This is a genomic window from Hwangdonia lutea (assembly GCF_032814565.1).
Lineage (GTDB): Bacteria > Bacteroidota > Bacteroidia > Flavobacteriales > Flavobacteriaceae > Hwangdonia > Hwangdonia lutea.
Genome location: NZ_CP136521.1, coordinates 742281 through 758847 on the forward strand (window position 1 = coordinate 742281; position 16567 = coordinate 758847).

17 protein-coding genes and 1 riboswitch are annotated in these 16567 nt (G+C 35.3%); of the genes, 11 read left to right on the forward strand and 6 right to left on the reverse strand.

Translation table 11 applies throughout. From position 1 onward, the window contains the following. Positions 1-283 precede the first annotated feature (283 nt). The 4 genes from RNZ46_RS03145 to RNZ46_RS03160 form a co-directional block, all read right to left on the reverse strand. Positions 284-826, reverse strand: coding sequence for a GFO_1091 family lipoprotein (locus tag RNZ46_RS03145; RefSeq protein ID WP_316983935.1), 543 nt, complete (start codon positions 824-826; stop codon positions 284-286). A gap of 159 nt (positions 827-985) precedes the next feature. Further along, positions 986-1546 carry a GFO_1090 family protein gene (locus RNZ46_RS03150; protein WP_316983936.1) on the reverse strand — a complete coding sequence of 187 codons (561 nt, stop codon included), beginning with the start codon at positions 1544-1546 and terminating at the stop codon, positions 986-988. Positions 1547-1581: 35 nt separating this feature from the next. Continuing rightward, a complete protein-coding gene (locus tag RNZ46_RS03155; RefSeq protein ID WP_316983937.1) occupies positions 1582-2058 on the reverse strand; it encodes a PG0215 family putative anti-sigma factor in 477 nt (158 codons plus the stop codon). Then, positions 2045-2554, reverse strand: coding sequence for a GFO_1088 family ECF-type sigma factor (locus tag RNZ46_RS03160; RefSeq protein ID WP_316983938.1), 510 nt, complete (start codon positions 2552-2554; stop codon positions 2045-2047). The genes RNZ46_RS03155 and RNZ46_RS03160 overlap by 14 nt, the downstream gene beginning before the upstream one ends. 372 nt (positions 2555-2926) lie before the next feature. Between RNZ46_RS03160 and RNZ46_RS03165 the strand changes: the two genes are divergently transcribed. After that, a complete protein-coding gene (locus tag RNZ46_RS03165; RefSeq protein WP_316983939.1) occupies positions 2927-4426 on the forward strand; it encodes a GFO_1087 family putative carboxy terminal peptidase in 1500 nt (499 codons plus the stop codon). Next, positions 4419-5135, forward strand: coding sequence for a Dph6-related ATP pyrophosphatase (locus RNZ46_RS03170; protein ID WP_316983940.1), 717 nt, complete (start codon positions 4419-4421; stop codon positions 5133-5135). The genes RNZ46_RS03165 and RNZ46_RS03170 overlap by 8 nt, the downstream gene beginning before the upstream one ends. 49 nt (positions 5136-5184) lie before the next feature. Here the strand turns inward: RNZ46_RS03170 and RNZ46_RS03175 are convergent, their stop codons facing one another. Continuing rightward, positions 5185-7053 carry a TonB-dependent receptor plug domain-containing protein gene (locus RNZ46_RS03175; protein ID WP_316983941.1) on the reverse strand — a complete coding sequence of 623 codons (1869 nt, stop codon included), beginning with the start codon at positions 7051-7053 and terminating at the stop codon, positions 5185-5187. 66 nt (positions 7054-7119) lie between these two features. Then, positions 7120-7399, reverse strand: a riboswitch (cobalamin riboswitch). 70 nt (positions 7400-7469) lie between these two features. On the opposite strand from RNZ46_RS03175, the gene RNZ46_RS03180 reads away from it, so the two are divergent. From RNZ46_RS03180 to RNZ46_RS03205, 6 genes are all read left to right on the forward strand, one after another. Next, complete coding sequence (locus RNZ46_RS03180) at positions 7470-8612, forward strand: ABC transporter substrate-binding protein (RefSeq protein WP_434063037.1); 1143 nt, start codon at positions 7470-7472, stop codon at positions 8610-8612. Positions 8613-8675: 63 nt separating this feature from the next. Further along, positions 8676-9701, forward strand: a complete 1026-nt coding sequence (locus RNZ46_RS03185; RefSeq protein ID WP_316983943.1) for a FecCD family ABC transporter permease — start codon at positions 8676-8678, stop codon at positions 9699-9701. Between the two features lie 58 nt (positions 9702-9759). Further along, the gene (locus RNZ46_RS03190; RefSeq protein ID WP_316983944.1) at positions 9760-10554 is read left to right on the forward strand and encodes an ABC transporter ATP-binding protein; all 795 of its coding nucleotides are present in this window, start codon (positions 9760-9762) and stop codon (positions 10552-10554) included. Positions 10555-10803: 249 nt separating this feature from the next. Next, positions 10804-12405 (forward strand): tetratricopeptide repeat protein, encoded by a 1602-nt coding sequence (locus RNZ46_RS03195; protein WP_316983945.1) that lies wholly within the window; start codon positions 10804-10806, stop codon positions 12403-12405. A gap of 79 nt (positions 12406-12484) precedes the next feature. Next, positions 12485-13816 (forward strand): DNA recombination protein RmuC, encoded by a 1332-nt coding sequence (locus RNZ46_RS03200; protein WP_316983946.1) that lies wholly within the window; start codon positions 12485-12487, stop codon positions 13814-13816. 11 nt (positions 13817-13827) lie between these two features. Continuing rightward, complete coding sequence (locus RNZ46_RS03205; protein WP_316983947.1) at positions 13828-14367, forward strand: acyl-CoA thioesterase; 540 nt, start codon at positions 13828-13830, stop codon at positions 14365-14367. Between the two features lie 65 nt (positions 14368-14432). Here RNZ46_RS03205 and RNZ46_RS03210 read toward each other — a convergent pair whose 3' ends face one another. Next, positions 14433-14777 carry a DoxX family membrane protein gene (locus RNZ46_RS03210; RefSeq protein WP_316983948.1) on the reverse strand — a complete coding sequence of 115 codons (345 nt, stop codon included), beginning with the start codon at positions 14775-14777 and terminating at the stop codon, positions 14433-14435. Positions 14778-14884: 107 nt separating this feature from the next. Between RNZ46_RS03210 and RNZ46_RS03215 the strand changes: the two genes are divergently transcribed. From RNZ46_RS03215 to RNZ46_RS03225, 3 genes are read left to right on the forward strand one after another with little or no spacing between them, the layout of a single operon-like run. Continuing rightward, on the forward strand, positions 14885-15544 hold the full coding sequence (locus tag RNZ46_RS03215; RefSeq protein ID WP_316983949.1) for an RNA polymerase sigma factor: 660 nt from the start codon (positions 14885-14887) through the stop codon (positions 15542-15544). Between the two features lie 34 nt (positions 15545-15578). Continuing rightward, positions 15579-15977, forward strand: coding sequence for an OB-fold protein (locus RNZ46_RS03220; RefSeq protein WP_316983950.1), 399 nt, complete (start codon positions 15579-15581; stop codon positions 15975-15977). A 14-nt stretch (positions 15978-15991) separates the two neighbouring features. Beyond that, the gene (locus RNZ46_RS03225) at positions 15992-16564 is read left to right on the forward strand and encodes a T9SS type A sorting domain-containing protein (protein WP_316983951.1); all 573 of its coding nucleotides are present in this window, start codon (positions 15992-15994) and stop codon (positions 16562-16564) included. Positions 16565-16567: the final 3 nt, after the last annotated feature.

Below are 16567 nucleotides of genomic sequence, written 5' to 3' on the forward strand. Positions count from 1 at the left end.
CATTAATACTAAGTGGCCTAATGGCCGGTGGTATTTTTGTTACCGGGATTTTGGAAATCCTAGATCATTATATCGTTTTAACCGTACTTACCATTATTTTTTTAGCGATAATAATTAATATTATTTACTTAAATAGAGCCTCTAAAAAAAGAAAGTAACACGACTTTTATAATTTAAAAAAGGCTGTTGAAAAATTTTTCAACAGCCTTTTTTGGCTCCCTTTTTTGCGGGAATAACAGTTTCAAAAAGCTAAGGAAATAATCGAAATTAAATAACCCTAAGCTTACTTAAAGAAATTCATAATATCTTGCACCTGATTTTCATCAACATTCGCATTTTGCATCGCGCTAACCAAGGTTACCATTTTATCCGGATTCATATCGTTGCCCAAAACACGCACAATACCAAAGCCTAGTTCTTTAGCGCTTCCGAAGATAACAACCTCATCGGCTTCATCCTCTGTTCCTATATACTTTACGATAATTTTATTGCCCTTATCGCTAAATTCCATAAGATCGTTGTATTTTTTATCGCTTAAAATAGCTTTCACTTTTGCCAATTCCGCTTTGTAAACTTCAACATCGGTTCCTTCTGTTTTATAGCCCAAAAAATTCAAGCGTTTTACCGAGTTATAGGCTTCTTTTTGTTCTTCGGTAAATTTTGATTCGTCTATTTTTACCATCGATATGGGTATATCCTGTGTCATAAAATTGGACGATTCTTGATTGTCTACAAAATACGTTTGCAAACTTTTACCATCGTTACAGCTTACAAAAGCTATGGCTAAACTAAATACTAATACGATATGTTTGATTGTTCGTTGCATGATTGATGTTGTTTGTTTGTGAGCCAGACTAATAAAGTCTCTGTGGGGCTTTGTTGTGTTGATCGCAGTCGAAACCTCTTATTTGTTGCTTTAAATAAATATTTCGACTGCGTTCAATGTGACACTTAATTTGCTTTTTAGAGAGGCTTATTATTAATATTAATTATTTTTCTCTAAATGCTTACCGCCAGGGATATTCATTTTATTGGTAAGCTTCGAGATTTCATTCAAATCGATATCACCGGTCATCGATACCACTACGGTTTCAATTTTACGCTCTTTACCGTTAATTTCAATTTTGTCTTCCATTACTTGGTCAATACCATTTACAAAGATTAAAAGCTCTTTAACGTGGTCGGCATCTTTTCCTTCCTTTACGTAAAACTTTACTTCTGTACCGTCGTCTTTCACTTCCATTAATTCTTCCAGTCCTCCAGAGCGCGATTTTACCCATTTGGCAATATCAGCGGATATGGTTTTATTATCGGTTACAATGGTTTTAAAACTGGTAATGCTTTTTACCATATCCATATAAGCTTTAGCTTCTTCATCTTCAACATTAATACCCATTTTTGCTATCATCTGAAACATTTTGGGTTTAATGTTTACATAAGTAACGTCGTTATTGTCGCTATATTTATCAAAAATATTGCTTTGTGCCATTCCGGTTATTGGCAATAACATAATGGCCATTACGAATACTATTAATTTATTTTTCATTGTTCTTGTTTTTAAGTTATTACTTTTCATTAATTCTAATTATTTTTAAAAATTATACTTGTTGCGTTATCAATTTCGTTGAGATATCCGAGTGTTGAAGTACCTTTGTTTACTTCGTTTAAATACCCAACGGTTGATGTGCCTTTATTGAAACTTTGGGAAATCATTTCCATAGATTTCGAAAATTCGTTAAAAGCCAATTGCGGGTCTTCATAAGTTCCTAAATTATTCTCATTGAATGATTTACCAAAATAAAACCCCAACATAAGAACAGCAACTGCAGCAACCGATAGCCATTTGTAATTAAATGTACGTTTGGTTTTTAATGGCACGTCTTTAGTAAATTGTTCTTGTTGATTTACCAAAAAATAGTCGAACATAGGTTTGTACATTTCTAAATGTGGCGCTACCGTGTTGCTTGTAAAATAGTTTTTCAACACCTGCTCTTCTTTTAGTGATGTCTCACCGTTCTCGTATTTTTCCAGTAATTTTTCTATATTATTTAATACCATAATTATGTGTATTAGTTAATTTTTCTCGTATCGTTTTTCTTGCTCTCGATAAGTTTACACGAACCGCTGTATTATTCATATCCAGCATTTTTGCAATCTCATCGTAATCGTATTCTTCTATATCTCGCAGCTGAATAATCATCCGTTGCTGTTCAGGCAACTCTTCAATAATCTTCGCTACCCAATTCACACTATCATTTAACTCAACTTGTTTTTGTAACGCGGTTTCATTGGCTTCGTAATTACTATGCACAATTTTTAAATTCTGTGCCTGTTTCGATTTTAACTTATCAAAACAAAAATTCTTTGTCATCGTCATCGAAAAAGCCTCCACATTTTTATACTCAGCAATCTTCCTTTTATTATTCCACAGCTTCATCAAAATCTCTTGCGTGGCATCTTCCGCTTCCTCAGTCGATATCAGCAACCGTTTCGCTAACCGAAATACTTTATCCTTAAAAGGCATTACAATATTTAAAAACTCTGTTTGAGTCATTTTGGTTTGGTTTAGTAAAACAACTTAGTTAGGGCTGTTTAATGTTACGACGAGCATCTATTTGTTTTGTTACATTTCAACTTAAAATAAATAAATATTTGGGCGTAACCCTCCCCGATAGCTATCGGGGAGGGTCGGGCTTTCCGCTACAAGTCCTCGCTTCGTCCCGATAACTATCGGGACTCGCTGTGGGCTTTTCACTGCAATCCCTTACGCGGGCATACTTGTTAAGTTTCTGTAAAACGCCATATTTCAGCTTAATTTACAAAAGCTATAAAATTACATTCAACAAAATTTCGAGTGTTTATTTTTAATTAAACAATAATGTAAGTAAATTTAGGGTTTTATAGACTACTTATATAAAATAATGCTATGCGACATATTAAAGCCCTAATTGCACTATTTATAGTTTCCTCTTTTACGGTAAGCTGTTTTGAAGATAACGACGACAACCAAATTTCTGCCAGCCAAATAAACGATTTTGTTTGGAAAGGCATGAATACGTTTTATCTTTATAAAGACGATGTGCCAGACCTCGCCAACGACAGGTTTACCTCAGATGGAGATTATGCCAACTATCTAAACACATTTTCAACCCCCGAAGATTTGTTTGAAAGCCTTATACACCAACGCCAAACGGTTGATAGATTCAGTTGGATTGTTAACGATTATATTGCTTTGGAGCAACTATTTAGCGGTATCATTACCAGCAATGGTATGGAATTTGGCATATTCCGTTTTTCATCAACCGATACAGATGTTTACGGTTATGTACGCTATGTTTTACCCAACACAAGTGCTGCGAGCCAAGGTGTTAAACGGGGCGATATTTTTTATGGCATAAACGGCACGCAACTTACCACGGAAAATTGGAGAACCCTTACCGGTGCAGAAAACTATACGATTAACTTAGGAACCTACAATGATAAAGGTACGCCACAAACTACCGACGATTCGGTTAACAATACCACACAAACCATAGCGCTATCTAAAGCACAATACACTGAAAACCCTGTTTTAATTAGTAACGTTTTAGATGTTGGCAGCAATAAAGTGGCTTATTTAATGTACAATGGTTTTACAGGAACCGACCAATTTAACGCCGAATTAAACGATATTTTTGGAGCCTATAAAAGCGCAAATGCTACCGAATTGGTTCTCGATTTACGATATAACCCTGGTGGCTCGGTAAATACCGCCATCTTACTTGCAAGCTTGATTACCGGTCAATTTACGGGCGAAGTTTTCAGTACAGAAGAATGGAATGCCGAAATTCAGCAGGTTTTTGAAAACGAAGACCCAGAGTTATTAATAAACAGATTTGTTGATAATAACGAAGGGGCAGCCTTAAACAGCTTAAACTTATCTCGGGTTTTTGTGCTTACAACAAACTCCAGCGCCTCGGCAAGCGAATTGATAATTAATAGCTTAGACCCCTATATTGAGGTGGTGCAAATTGGTACGACCACAAGAGGAAAGTATCAAGCATCACGAACTTTATACGATTCCCCAAATTTTAGTCGCTCGGGAGCAAACCCAAGCCATACATACGCGATGCAACCACTTATTTTTAAATCCTTAAACGTTAACGGTGTAACCGATTATTTTAACGGACTTTCTCCAAATGCCAATAATGTTGTGGGCGAAAGCATTCATAATTTAGGTGTTTTAGGAGATGAAAACGAAACGTTACTTGCAAGAGCCATTAGCATTATTGATGGCTCAGGAAAATTCCCAATAAGCACACCTTCTAAAAGCGAAAATCTTATAGATATTACGGGCAGTAGTAAAGATTTACTTCCGCTTACAAACGACATGTATACCGATAAAGAGATTCCTGATGAATTGATTAAAAGAATACTGTTTGAATAAGCACAAAACCTATTTTAACTGGAGCACGGGCAAAGACTCCGCTTTAGCGTTATATCATTTATTAAAAGACGAACGCTTCTCGGTCGAAGAGTTAATTACCACAATAAACAGCCATTACAATCGGGTATCGATGCACGGGTTACGAAAAGAGTTGCTCGTAGCGCAAACCGATGCCCTAAACATTCCGGCCAGTATAATCGAGCTCCCCGAAATGCCAAGTATGGAAATTTATGAGCAGAAAATGCTGGAAACCGTTTCCCGATTAAAAAGCAAAGGTTTTACCCACAGTGCTTTTGGCGATATTTTTCTTGAAGATTTAAAACGCTATCGCGAAAAGCAACTCGCCAAACGGAATATAAAAACCGTATTTCCGCTTTGGAAAAGAGATACAAAAGAATTACTGAATGAGTTTTTAGATTTAGGTTTTAAAACCATTGTGGTTTGTGCCAATTCTAAATATTTTGATGAAGATTTTGTGGGCACTGTGATTGATAAAAATTTTATCGATAACCTACCAAAAGATGTTGACCCCTGTGGCGAAAATGGTGAATTCCACACCTTTTGTTTTGATGGTCCTATTTTCAATAACCCGATTCCTTTTAAAATTGGCGAGAAAGTATATCGTGAATATGATGCACCCAAAACAGATGGTTCAATTTGCGAAGGCGATAAATATGGCGTTTGGTATTGCGATTTGATGCCGACGTAAAGTTTATAGACCTGTCAGGTTTTTAAAACCTGACAGGTCTTTGATTATGCTACAAATTAACATTTAACCCTAAATTTACATTTCTACCTTTTGTAGTGTATCCTAAAATTTCAAAATAATCTTCGTTAAACACATTGGTTACACTTGCAAAAAGCTTCACCTTATTTTTAATGATTTTCTGACTAAAGTATAAATCAATCAACGAAAAAGACTCTAATTCTTCATTTGCAAAAGTTGAAAAATTGGTATCCGTTCTACTTCCTACAAATTGATAATTCACGGAGGCATACGTGTTATCACAAAAATTGTAACCTAAACTTGCATTGGCTTTATGCTTCGGGATACGCAAACGCACCCCATCTTTCAATTCAGTAAATGTATAATTGGCACTGAGTGTTACATCTGTAATCGTTTTCAATTCAGCTTCAACCTCAAACCCATGAACCGTCGCATCTTCCGTGGCATTTTCATAAGCTGTTGTGTAAATTATCGTGTTTTCTTCTTTTCTGTTAAAGTAAACGCCATTTACCCGAAATCCGTTTCTATTCGAAAATTCCAATCCACCTTCAATCGTTACATTTTCCTCGGGTTTTAAATCAGGGTTAGCTCCAAAAAAACCGAATAACTGCGATAAATTGGGCGCAATAAACGAAGTCGCATACGAGCCAAAAATCTTGGCATATCCGGAGTTCACGGGCATACTAAACGACGGATTTAAGCTGTAAACCAACTGCGAACCATACGCACTGTGGTTATTAAATCGCGTTCCTGCATTAATGTTCAATCCAAAATCCGATACATAAACCACATTCAAATACGGGTCAGTATTGGTGTAACTTTCTTCGTCGGCAAACTTACTTTTGTAATCGGAATAATTCACCCCAATAATCGTATAAAACGTTTCATTAAACACATATTTGTTAAAGGCGTCAACCACAAAACTTTCGGCTTCGTTAATCGATCCAAATTCAGAAATGGTTTCTCTATTTATTTTAGAGTACGCTGCATTAATTTGAATACTTCCTTTTTCATAACTAAACTTTGGCGCTATCCCGAAACGTGCCTGTTCCGAAATATATTTATCGTTGGTATCAGCAAAGGTGTAGGTTGGCGCCGGAAACCCATCAATATCGGTTTTAAACTTATCGTAACTGGCAAAAGCATCAAGCTGTATAGCATCGCTAATCTCGTAACCCAATTTTAGGTTGGTATTAAATCTTGAAAACGGATCTTTTTCAGCATTATCCGCTTTTGCAGCCGATAAACCATCCGCATACCGATTGCCAAAACTAGCCAAATAGCTAAACTTGTTTAAACTGCCGTTAACCGACACATTGTTGGTAAAACTAGCGCCGTTATAATTCAAATCATCTTGGGTTTGATTGGTACCCACAACCGTTAAAAAACTGCCTGAAATTTGTTTTAACGATGCTTTTTTAGTGGTAATATTAATTACTGCAGTGGCCGCGGCATTGCCGTAAAGCGTACTTGCGGCACCTTTAATAATTTCGATGGATTCAACGGTGTTTAAATCTAACAAACGTAAATCCAATTCGTTATTTACCAAGGAAGGATCGTTTACTTGCAAACCGTCAATTAGTACTAAAACCTGCCGGTTATTTCCGCCTCTAATGAATCCAGAAATATTTTGCCCTTCAACACTTCTACTGCCGTTAATTTCAATACCACTTTTGGTGTTAATTAACTCAGAAATACTTCTACCTTGATTATTTTCTATTTCTTTTTTTGAAATTTTAATAACCATTTTTCCCGAGTTTTCACGTTTAAGTTTAAAACGCGAATCGGTAACCACAACTTCGTCCAGTTGCTCTACTTTTGTTGAATCGACTTTTTGTTGTGCAAAACCAACCATTGATAATCCTAAATAAAGGATACCAAAAACATTTACTTTTTTCATTTTAATGATTAATTACTCGGAATAGCATGACATATCACACCAAAACTTTTATCCCGAAAGTTTGACTTATTTGTTTTGAAAATGGCAGGTCTCCTGACTTGCGTCTTCATGCTGGTCTTCCCAAAGATTACTCTTCAGTGACATCGAAGTTTAACACGAAGCTTTATAGCTCACAGTTGCGGGAACAGTTCTGGACTTAACGAATTACGATTTGTTAATTACGATTTTTGAATTATTACTCATCAAAATCGTAAATCTAAAATCTGCAATCGTAAATCATTGCACCAGATTCCCTTTTAATTCTTTTCAGTGAAAACTGAATGAAACCAAATTTCGCTGCAAAAATAAACATTCTCTCGATTGTTTATATTAAAACTTTAAATAATATTACTTTTGAAACTAATAAAGCACAAGCCTTGAAAAAAGCCATCTTTTTTTTATTTACAATCTTCGTTTTTTCTTGTAAAAATGAAACTGCCAAACCTATTGCAAAACCTGTTGACGGGCATCAACTTGAATTAAAATATGCCAAAGGGTTTTCGGTGACAGACTATTCAACGTTTAAGGTATTAAACATTAAAAACCCATGGCCCGATTCTGAAAAAAGCTATCGTTACGTTTTAATCAATAAAGAAAATGCGGCTAAAACAACCTTTGTGAAAGATGAATTTGATGGTATTATTATTAATCCCATAAAAAAAATAGTGGTGACCTCAACCACACATATTCCCGCTTTAGAATTATTAAATGCCGAAGAAACGTTAGTTGGATTTCCTGGAACGGATTTTATTTCTTCTGAAAAAATAAGAATGCGAATTGACGAAGGAAAAATAAGGGAACTTGGTAAGAACGAAAGTATAAATACCGAGGTTTTATTAAGTTTAAACCCCAATGTGGTTATTGGCTTTGGTATTGACGGCAATAACAAAACCTTTGAAACCATAAAAAAATCTGGTATTCCTGTAATTTACAATGGCGACTGGGTTGAAGATTCGCCTTTGGCAAAAGCCGAATGGATTAAGTTTTTTGGAACACTTTACCATAAAGAAAAAGAAGCCGATTCTATTTTTAATACCATTGAAAAAAATTATTTGGAAGCAAAAAAACTAGCACAAACCGTAAAAAACAAACCCACGATTTTAAGTGGTGCTATGCATAGCGATATTTGGTATTTACCAAACGGCACGAGTACCGAAGCACAACTTTTAAAAGATGCCAACACCAATTATCTATGGCAAAACAGCCAAGGTTCCGGAAGTTTAAAACTTAGTTTTGAAACTGTTTTCACAAAAGCCAAAGATGCTGATATTTGGATAAACCCTTCAAATTACACCAGTTTAAAAGCGCTTGAAAACTCAAGTTCGCACAACACCATGTTTAGCGCATTTATAAATAAAAACATATATACCATTACCAATACCACTGGAAAAACAGGTGGTGTATTGTATTATGAATTAGGTTTCGCCAGACCTGATTTGGTATTAAAGGATCTTATTAAAATCTGTCATCCAGAACTACTAAAAGACTACAAACCATTCTTTTTTAAACCCTTAGAATAAAACCAAAAGACCTGTCAGGTTTTTGAAACCTGACAGGTCTAACAGAAAGTATATTTTTGTAAAATGACCTTAAGTTATAAATATTCGTTCCTAGCACTTACCCTCATATTGATTTTGTGTTTTTTCGTAAACATAAGTTTAGGTTCGGTTTATATCCCAATAAAAGCCGTTTTTAATAGCCTTGTTGGAAGTGCAACAGAGCAAGATGCATGGCAACATATTATTACCAATTACAGATTACCAAAGGCTTTAACGGCCATTTTAGTCGGTTCCGGTTTGGGCATTTCAGGCCTTTTAATGCAAACACTTTTTAGAAATCCGTTAGCCGGTCCATTTGTATTGGGTATAAGCTCGGGCGCAAGTTTAGGTGTCGCGCTAATTATTTTAGGCACTGGTTTGTTTGGTGGAGTTTTCGCATCGTTATTCATATCGAAATGGAGCGTTGTAATCGCAGCAAGTTTAGGTAGTTTTTTAGTGCTTATAGCGGTTTTGGTGGTTTCCATTAAAGTGCGCGATACCATGGCTATTCTTATTATCGGCCTCATGTTTGCCAGTATCACGGCTGCAATTGTTAGTGTACTTTCTTATTTTGGATCTGCCGAACAATTACAGCAATACATTTTTTGGGGCTTTGGAAGCCTCGGTAATTTATCGTGGTACGAGTTGTTTGTTTTTTCAGTCATATTTTGTTTGGGCATCTTGTTAAGTATCATTTCCATCAAATCCTTAAACACATTACTTTTAGGCGAAAATTACGCGATAAGTTTAGGATTGAATATTAAAAGAAGTCGGTTAATTATTATTGCCGCCACAAGTTTATTGGCAGGAACCATTACTGCTTTTGCAGGCCCTATTGCGTTTATTGGTTTGGCTATTCCGCACATTACACGGCAAGTTTTTAACACCTCAAACCACAAAATATTATTACCGGCCGTATTTTTGTTTGGTGCGGTCGTTATGCTAATTTGCGATAGTATAGCCCAATTACCTAATAGCGATTACACCTTGCCCATTAATGCCATAACATCTTTAATTGGTGCTCCGGTTGTAATTTGGTTATTGGTTAGAAAACGGAAAATGGTGTTTTAAAAAGTTAGAAGATGGAAATTAGAAGCACGAAGTTTTATTACATCTAAGCTTGAAATTTATGAGTGTAAACAAATCACATAGCATCTTAAAAACCGAAAACCTATCGATTGGTTATTCTGCTAAAAAGCGGGAAACCGTTGTGGCTTCAAACATAAATATTGAACTAAAAAGAGGTGAATTGGTTGGTTTAATTGGCGCGAATGGCATCGGGAAATCCACTTTAATTAGAACCATCACCAATGTTCAAAAACATTTAAACGGTGATATCTTTATAAATGAAACGCCTATTTCGGCGTACCTAGCGGTTGATTTGGCAAAAGTGATGAGTCTGGTTTTAACCGAACAAATAGCCTCGAAAAACCTAACCGTTTTTGAGGTGATTGCATTGGGCAGACAACCTTATACAAGTTGGATTGGTAATCTTTCTGAAAACGACACAAGCATTATTAATAAGGCGATAAGGCAAACGAATATTGACAATTTAAAACATAAAAAATGTTTTGAATTAAGCGATGGCCAGTTGCAAAAAGTAATGATTGCGCGGGCTTTGGCGCAGGACACCGATTTAATTATTCTGGACGAACCCACAACGCATCTGGATATGTATCATAAAGCATACATTTTAAAACTGCTTCAAAAATTGGCTAAAGAAACGGGTAAAACCATTTTGTTTTCTTCGCACGAAATAGATTTGGCCATTCAGTTATGCGACAAACTTATTGTAATGACCAAAGGTGAAGTGGTTTCTGACGAACCTTGCAATCTTATTTTAAAAGGCACTTTCGCTACTCTATTTCCTAAGGATTTAATAAGCTTTGATAAAAACACGGGGAGTTTTAGAGTGAAAAAATAAAATTAGCCGCTGTTTTACTGTTTTATTTCACTAACTTTATCACATTCATTTTCAAGCCCTTAAACTATTTTTAGATTCAAATCTACATCATTTTATGCATTACTAACCACTAATTTAAAAGTCATGAAATTCAAAGCAGGTTTAATTCTTATAACAATTACATTTTTTATAGGGCTATTATTTTTTCAATTTAACAAGGAAAATGAATTTGATTATTCAAAAAAAGTAGGTACAAATGCTATTAAATGTATGCCTGCAAAATTCGTTCTTACAGACGTTGATTCAACAAAACAAATATCACCATTATTCGAAAATCTTGGAAATCACAGTTATAAAGTAAGCACCAAAAATGATTTGGCACAACGGTTTTTTAATCAAGGCTTACGGTTAACCTATGCTTTTAATCATGCCGAAGCTCATCGTTCCTTTATGGAAGCGGCGCGATTGGATCCGAATTTGGCCATGGCTTTTTGGGGGCAAGCCTATGCTTTAGGTCCAAATATTAACGACCCTTTTCCAGACGATAACCGAAAAAACAAATACAATGAGGCCATTTCCAAAGCGGTTAAATTATCACCCAATGCCTCGCAAAAAGAACAAGCTTTAATCGAAGCATTAACGCACAGATATTCGGACGACTTGGAAAAAGAAGTATCAGAATTAAACCACAACTACATGCAATCCATGGCCGAAGTAGCCAAAACATATCCGAATGATTCAGATATTTTAACCCTTTATGCAGCCTCTGTTATGAATACGGTTCCTTGGAATTATTGGGATAATGAAGGCAATCCGTCACCAAATATACCAGAGGCCAAAGCGGCCTTAGAAAAAGCCATGACTATGAGTCCTGACAACCCCGGAGCGCACCATTATTACATTCACATGGTAGAACTGCCTAAGCCGGATTTAGCTGTTCCGAGCGCCGAAAAACTAGGAGGTTTAATGCCTACAGCGGGACATATTGTTCATATGCCATCGCATATCTTTATACGAGTTGGACGTTACAAAGACGCTGTTACCGCCAACCAAAAAGCGATTTTAGCTGATGAAGATTATATTTCACAATGCCTTTCCCAAGGCATGTATCCGTTAGGGTATTATCCGCATAACATTCATTTTTTATGGTCCGCTTCAAGCTTTTTAGGAAATAGCGACCTCGCCATTGATGCTGCAAAAAAAACGGCTGAAAAAGTTCCTGTGGGCGAAATGAAAGAACTACATTTTTTACAAAACTTTGCTGCAACCCCACTTTTGGCATACACCAGATTTGGTAAATGGAACGATATTTTAACCTATCCAAAACCTAACGACGGTATTAAGCATCTTAAACTTATATGGCATTATGCTAGAGGCGTTGCTTTTGTTAGAAAGAACAATATCAAGGAAGCCAAAGAAGAACTTGAGGCCATACAAGCATTGGTTGATGACCCCGAAATGGAAACCCTTGTAGCGACTGGTTTTGACAACGGCACTACGATTGCAAAATTAGCTTACCAAGTGGTTGCGGGCGAAATCGCATTATTGGAAGAAAATTACAGTTTAGCGATTAATCATTTTGAAAAAGCCGTAGAAATGGAAGACAAGCTTATTTACAACGAGCCTGCCGCTTGGTATATTCCTCCGAGGCAAAACTTAGGAGCCGCTTTATTAAAAGCCGGAAAATATAGTGAGGCAGAAATGGTTTATCATAAAGATTTAGAAGATTTAAGACAAAATGGATGGTCGTTAATGGGCTTACATGAAAGCTTAAAGGCTCAAGGAAAATTAAATGAAGCGGCCGGGGTTATGCAAGAGTTTAACCTGGCTTGGCAAGATGCAGATATAGAAATCAATACCTCTGTGCTTTAATATTAAAGCAAATATATCTCCTACATATTCTTTTTATCCTCAAGGTAAAAATTTATCTTTGGATAAACTTCTATTTTAAATGAACGACAACGTAATTCTTATCATCGCTATTCTTATTTCTGGTGGCATTGGTGCCTATTTGGGCATGCTATTTACCAAACTTAAAAGCAAAAGCGAACAAAGTACTTTAGAGGAACGCCAAAATCAAATGCATCAAACCATTGATGAATTAAAGCAAAATTTAAGCAAAATTGAAAACGAACGTGAAGCTATTCGTAACGAAAAAGACTTTTTAAATGCTGAATTAACACGAAGAAACACCGAATTCGAAAACCTGCAACAGTTAAATATAAAACGCGATGCCGAAATAGAAGAACGCCAAACGCAATTGCGAAAAGACTTCGAGCTTTTGGCTACTAAAATACTTGATGAAAAAACGGAGAAATTCACGCTTCAAAATAAGGAGAACATCAAAAATATTTTAAATCCGCTTCAAGAAAAAATAAAAACTTTTGAGGAAAAAGTAGATCTAACCCAAAAGGAAAGCATCAGTATGCATTCGGCCTTAAAAGAGCAATTGTTAGGATTAAAAGACCTTAACCAACAAATGACCAAAGAAGCCACCAATTTAACCAGAGCCTTAAAAGGTGATAGCCAAATTCAAGGAAACTGGGGCGAAATCATTTTAACAAGAGTTTTGGAAAAATCTGGACTTAACGAAGGGAGAGAATATAGCCTACAAGACTCGCATATAGACGATGAGGGCAAGAGACTTAGAACCGATGTTTTAATACATCTTCCGGACGGAAAAAAAATTGTGGTCGATAGTAAGGTGTCGCTAACTGATTTTGAACGATTCGTTTCTTCTGATGATGATAATGAAAAACAAATTCATTTAAAAAACCATATCAATTCAATTAAAAGACACGTCGATCAATTAAGTACAAAAAAATATCACTATTTATATGACGCAGGTCCAGATACCGTTTTTATGTTTATACCCATAGAACCTGCTTTTGCTTTAGCGTCTTCAAACGAACCTAAACTTTACGAAGAAGCATTTGGGAAACATGTTATTATTGTAACGCCATCGACTTTATTGGCGGCCTTAAAATTAATTGAGAATTTATGGCAAAATGATAGACAAAAACAGAATGCTCTTGAAATTGCTACCCAAGCGGGAAAATTATATGATCAATTTGTAAACTTAACTAACGACTTATTGAAGGTAGGCAACCAACTAAATACAGTAAAAGGTAGTTATGATTCAACTATGAAAAAACTAACTGGAAGAGGAAATTTACTTTCTAAAGTTGAAAATATAAAAAAACTTGGTATTAAGGCCAACAAGCAGGTTAATGAGAAGTTATTAAAAATCGCTGATGAAAATTCAGAAGACGACGACTTATAAAATTTAAAACTATGTTTAAACACATTAAAGATTCCCAAATCACAATTTCAGAATTAATGAAACCCATGTATTCCAATTTTAGTGGCAAAATTCATGGTGGTTATATTTTAAATTTAATGGATCAAATTGCTTTTGCTTGCGCTTCAAGGCATTCCAGACATTATTGTGTAACGGCATCTGTGAACAAAGTTAATTTTTTACATCCTATTGAAGTTGGCGAATTGGTAACCCTAAAAGCCTCTGTAAATTACACGGGGCGAACCTCGATGGTTATTGGTGTTCGGGTGGAATCTGAAAACATTCATTCCGGAGAAATCAAACATTGCAACTCATCGTATTTTACCATGGTAGCAAAAGACGATGATGGAAACAATGTGCCCGTTCCCGGAATTATTTTAAACTCCAAAACGGCCATCCGCAGGTTTTCAAGAAGTATTACCAGACAGGAACATGCTAAAAAAAGATCTGAAAATTTTAAAGCTTCAAGTTTTAAGATTGAAGAGCATTTAGAGTTACTTAAAGCAAATAACGTTAAAATAGAGTTTAGTTAAAACCAAAAAATCGCACAACAATATGTTTGATTTGTTATGCGATTTAAACTACCAACACTATTAAATTAGCTACTAAGTTTAAACAATACATAAGCTGCAATGGCCATAACCAAATCACGTACGGCTACATCTAAATAATGACCGCTAAAAATTAGGGTCAAGGCAATTAATGCCAGCCATAATGCTACTATTATGGCACCTATTTTGGTTTTAACCAATACAATAATTCCTGCTACAATTTCAATAATTCCAACAATAATCATAAAAGTTGAGGCATCAAAAGGCAATAAGTCTTGAAATCCAGAACTTAGGTACTGGCTCCAATCTGTTAAAATATTCGTAAATTTATCTAATCCAGCCACAATGGGCACTAAACCAAAGGTATACTTCAGCAATGTTTGTTCATTCATAATATCATTATTTTAGTTATTCTATGCTTTTGATACCTAAACTTTAAAATAGTTACAAAATTTTGTAACTAATTGTTAGTAAACCCATCTAAAGAAAAAACAAACACATGAAAGCCATTAAAATAAATGATTATAACAATCAGACTATTCATGATTTTGATGTTATTACACAAATTCTGAAAGGAGAAAAAGGCCTGTACGAAATTTTAATGCGAAGAAATAACCAGAAACTATATCGCGTTGTGCGGAGCTATATTAAGGATGAAAATGTGATAAAAGATATTATGCAGAACACGTATATAAAGGCTTACGAGAAACTTTATCAATTTAATAAAAAATCGGGGTTTTCAACGTGGTTGATTAGGATAGGAATTAATGAAGCGCTGCACGAATTGAAATCTAATCAGCGTAAAATGCTTATCCACCCAAATACCCAAAACCATAAATCGTTTATAGAAGCATCAAAAAACATGAATCCTGAGCATCATATCATTCAAAAAGAAGCCCAATGGATTTTGGAAAAAATAATTGACCAGCTTCCAGAAAAGTATAAAGTGGTTTACATACTAAGCGAAGTTGAAAACATGAAAATTAAGGATATTAGTGATTGCCTTGATATTTCAATTAACAACGTTAAAGTAAGAACCCATCGGGCCAAACAAATGCTAAAAGACAATCTTTACGAATTATCGCAAAAACCAAATGTGTTTGAATTTGGGTTTGAAAAATGCGACAATTTGGTAAAAAATGTAAATAAAAATATTTAACCACGACTAAAACTAACATTAACCCTCCACTAAAATGGTTAGTAGCAAAAATAAACGCAATTGGTTTTTATTAATAGTGCTATTAACTTTATGCGTGTTTGTTGGCTATCAATACATTTATCAAGACCATAGAGATATTGAAACTGAAAAGGCCGAATTCACTACAACACCTCAAACTATTAGTGACGAATTTAAGCAAAACGCCCTTAAATCTGAACAAACTTACCTTAATAAAACCATTGAAATCTTAGGTATAGCTACCGAAATCAATAAGAACAATATCACCTTAAACCACTTGGTTTTTTGTCAATTCAACGACATTTTAAACCAATCAATAAAAATCAATACTACTGTTAAAGTAAAAGGACGTTGCATAGGCTATGACGATTTGTTGGAGCAAGTTAAATTAGACCAATGCACCATTATTAATTAACTAAAACTACAATTATGAAAACAAAACTACTCGCATTAATGTTTTTAGGAATGTTAAGTGCACATGCTCAAACCACCCATAATCTTAATTGGGAAATTGGAATTGGAACCCTAGATTTAACTATTGATGAAGGTGATACTGTTATTTGGACTTGGACGGACGGAGCGCCACACACCGTAACAAGCTTAGCAGGAAGTGCAGAAACTTTTGATAGTGGTTCAAAAACAGGAAACGGAATGACATTTTCTAAAACCTTTAATGTTGTTGGTTCAAATCCGTACCAATGTAATTTTCATCCGTCAACCATGAAGGGTACCATAACCGTAGAAGGTGCGCTTAGTGTAGATGATTTTCGTTTAAAAGGATTTGCAATCCATCCAAACCCAGCAAATACCGTAATTTCGTTTAAACTTCCTAAAGGATTAAATTCGGGCACTATTAGCGTTTTCGATTTATTGGGCAAACAACTTTATTCAAACACTATAACCAAAACCACTTTGGATATTTCGGGTTTGAACAACGGATTATACGTTGTAAAAATCTCGTCTGAAGGCATCCATCACACAAAACGTTTTATAAAGCAATAACAA

Coding starts and splice junctions, on each gene's coding strand:
- RNZ46_RS03145 (WP_316983935.1), bottom strand. CDS start 826: ATGCAACGAACAATCAAACATATCGTATTAGTATTTAGTTTAGCCATA.
- RNZ46_RS03150 (WP_316983936.1), bottom strand. CDS start 1,546: ATGAAAAATAAATTAATAGTATTCGTAATGGCCATTATGTTATTGCCA.
- RNZ46_RS03155 (WP_316983937.1), bottom strand. CDS start 2,058: ATGGTATTAAATAATATAGAAAAATTACTGGAAAAATACGAGAACGGT.
- RNZ46_RS03160 (WP_316983938.1), bottom strand. CDS start 2,554: ATGACTCAAACAGAGTTTTTAAATATTGTAATGCCTTTTAAGGATAAA.
- RNZ46_RS03165 (WP_316983939.1), top strand. CDS start 2,927: ATGCGACATATTAAAGCCCTAATTGCACTATTTATAGTTTCCTCTTTT.
- RNZ46_RS03175 (WP_316983941.1), bottom strand. CDS start 7,053: ATGAAAAAAGTAAATGTTTTTGGTATCCTTTATTTAGGATTATCAATG.
- RNZ46_RS03185 (WP_316983943.1), top strand. CDS start 8,676: ATGACCTTAAGTTATAAATATTCGTTCCTAGCACTTACCCTCATATTG.
- RNZ46_RS03190 (WP_316983944.1), top strand. CDS start 9,760: ATGAGTGTAAACAAATCACATAGCATCTTAAAAACCGAAAACCTATCG.
- RNZ46_RS03195 (WP_316983945.1), top strand. CDS start 10,804: ATGCCTGCAAAATTCGTTCTTACAGACGTTGATTCAACAAAACAAATA.
- RNZ46_RS03200 (WP_316983946.1), top strand. CDS start 12,485: ATGAACGACAACGTAATTCTTATCATCGCTATTCTTATTTCTGGTGGC.
- RNZ46_RS03205 (WP_316983947.1), top strand. CDS start 13,828: ATGTTTAAACACATTAAAGATTCCCAAATCACAATTTCAGAATTAATG.
- RNZ46_RS03210 (WP_316983948.1), bottom strand. CDS start 14,777: ATGAATGAACAAACATTGCTGAAGTATACCTTTGGTTTAGTGCCCATT.
- RNZ46_RS03215 (WP_316983949.1), top strand. CDS start 14,885: ATGAAAGCCATTAAAATAAATGATTATAACAATCAGACTATTCATGAT.
- RNZ46_RS03220 (WP_316983950.1), top strand. CDS start 15,579: ATGGTTAGTAGCAAAAATAAACGCAATTGGTTTTTATTAATAGTGCTA.
- RNZ46_RS03225 (WP_316983951.1), top strand. CDS start 15,992: ATGAAAACAAAACTACTCGCATTAATGTTTTTAGGAATGTTAAGTGCA.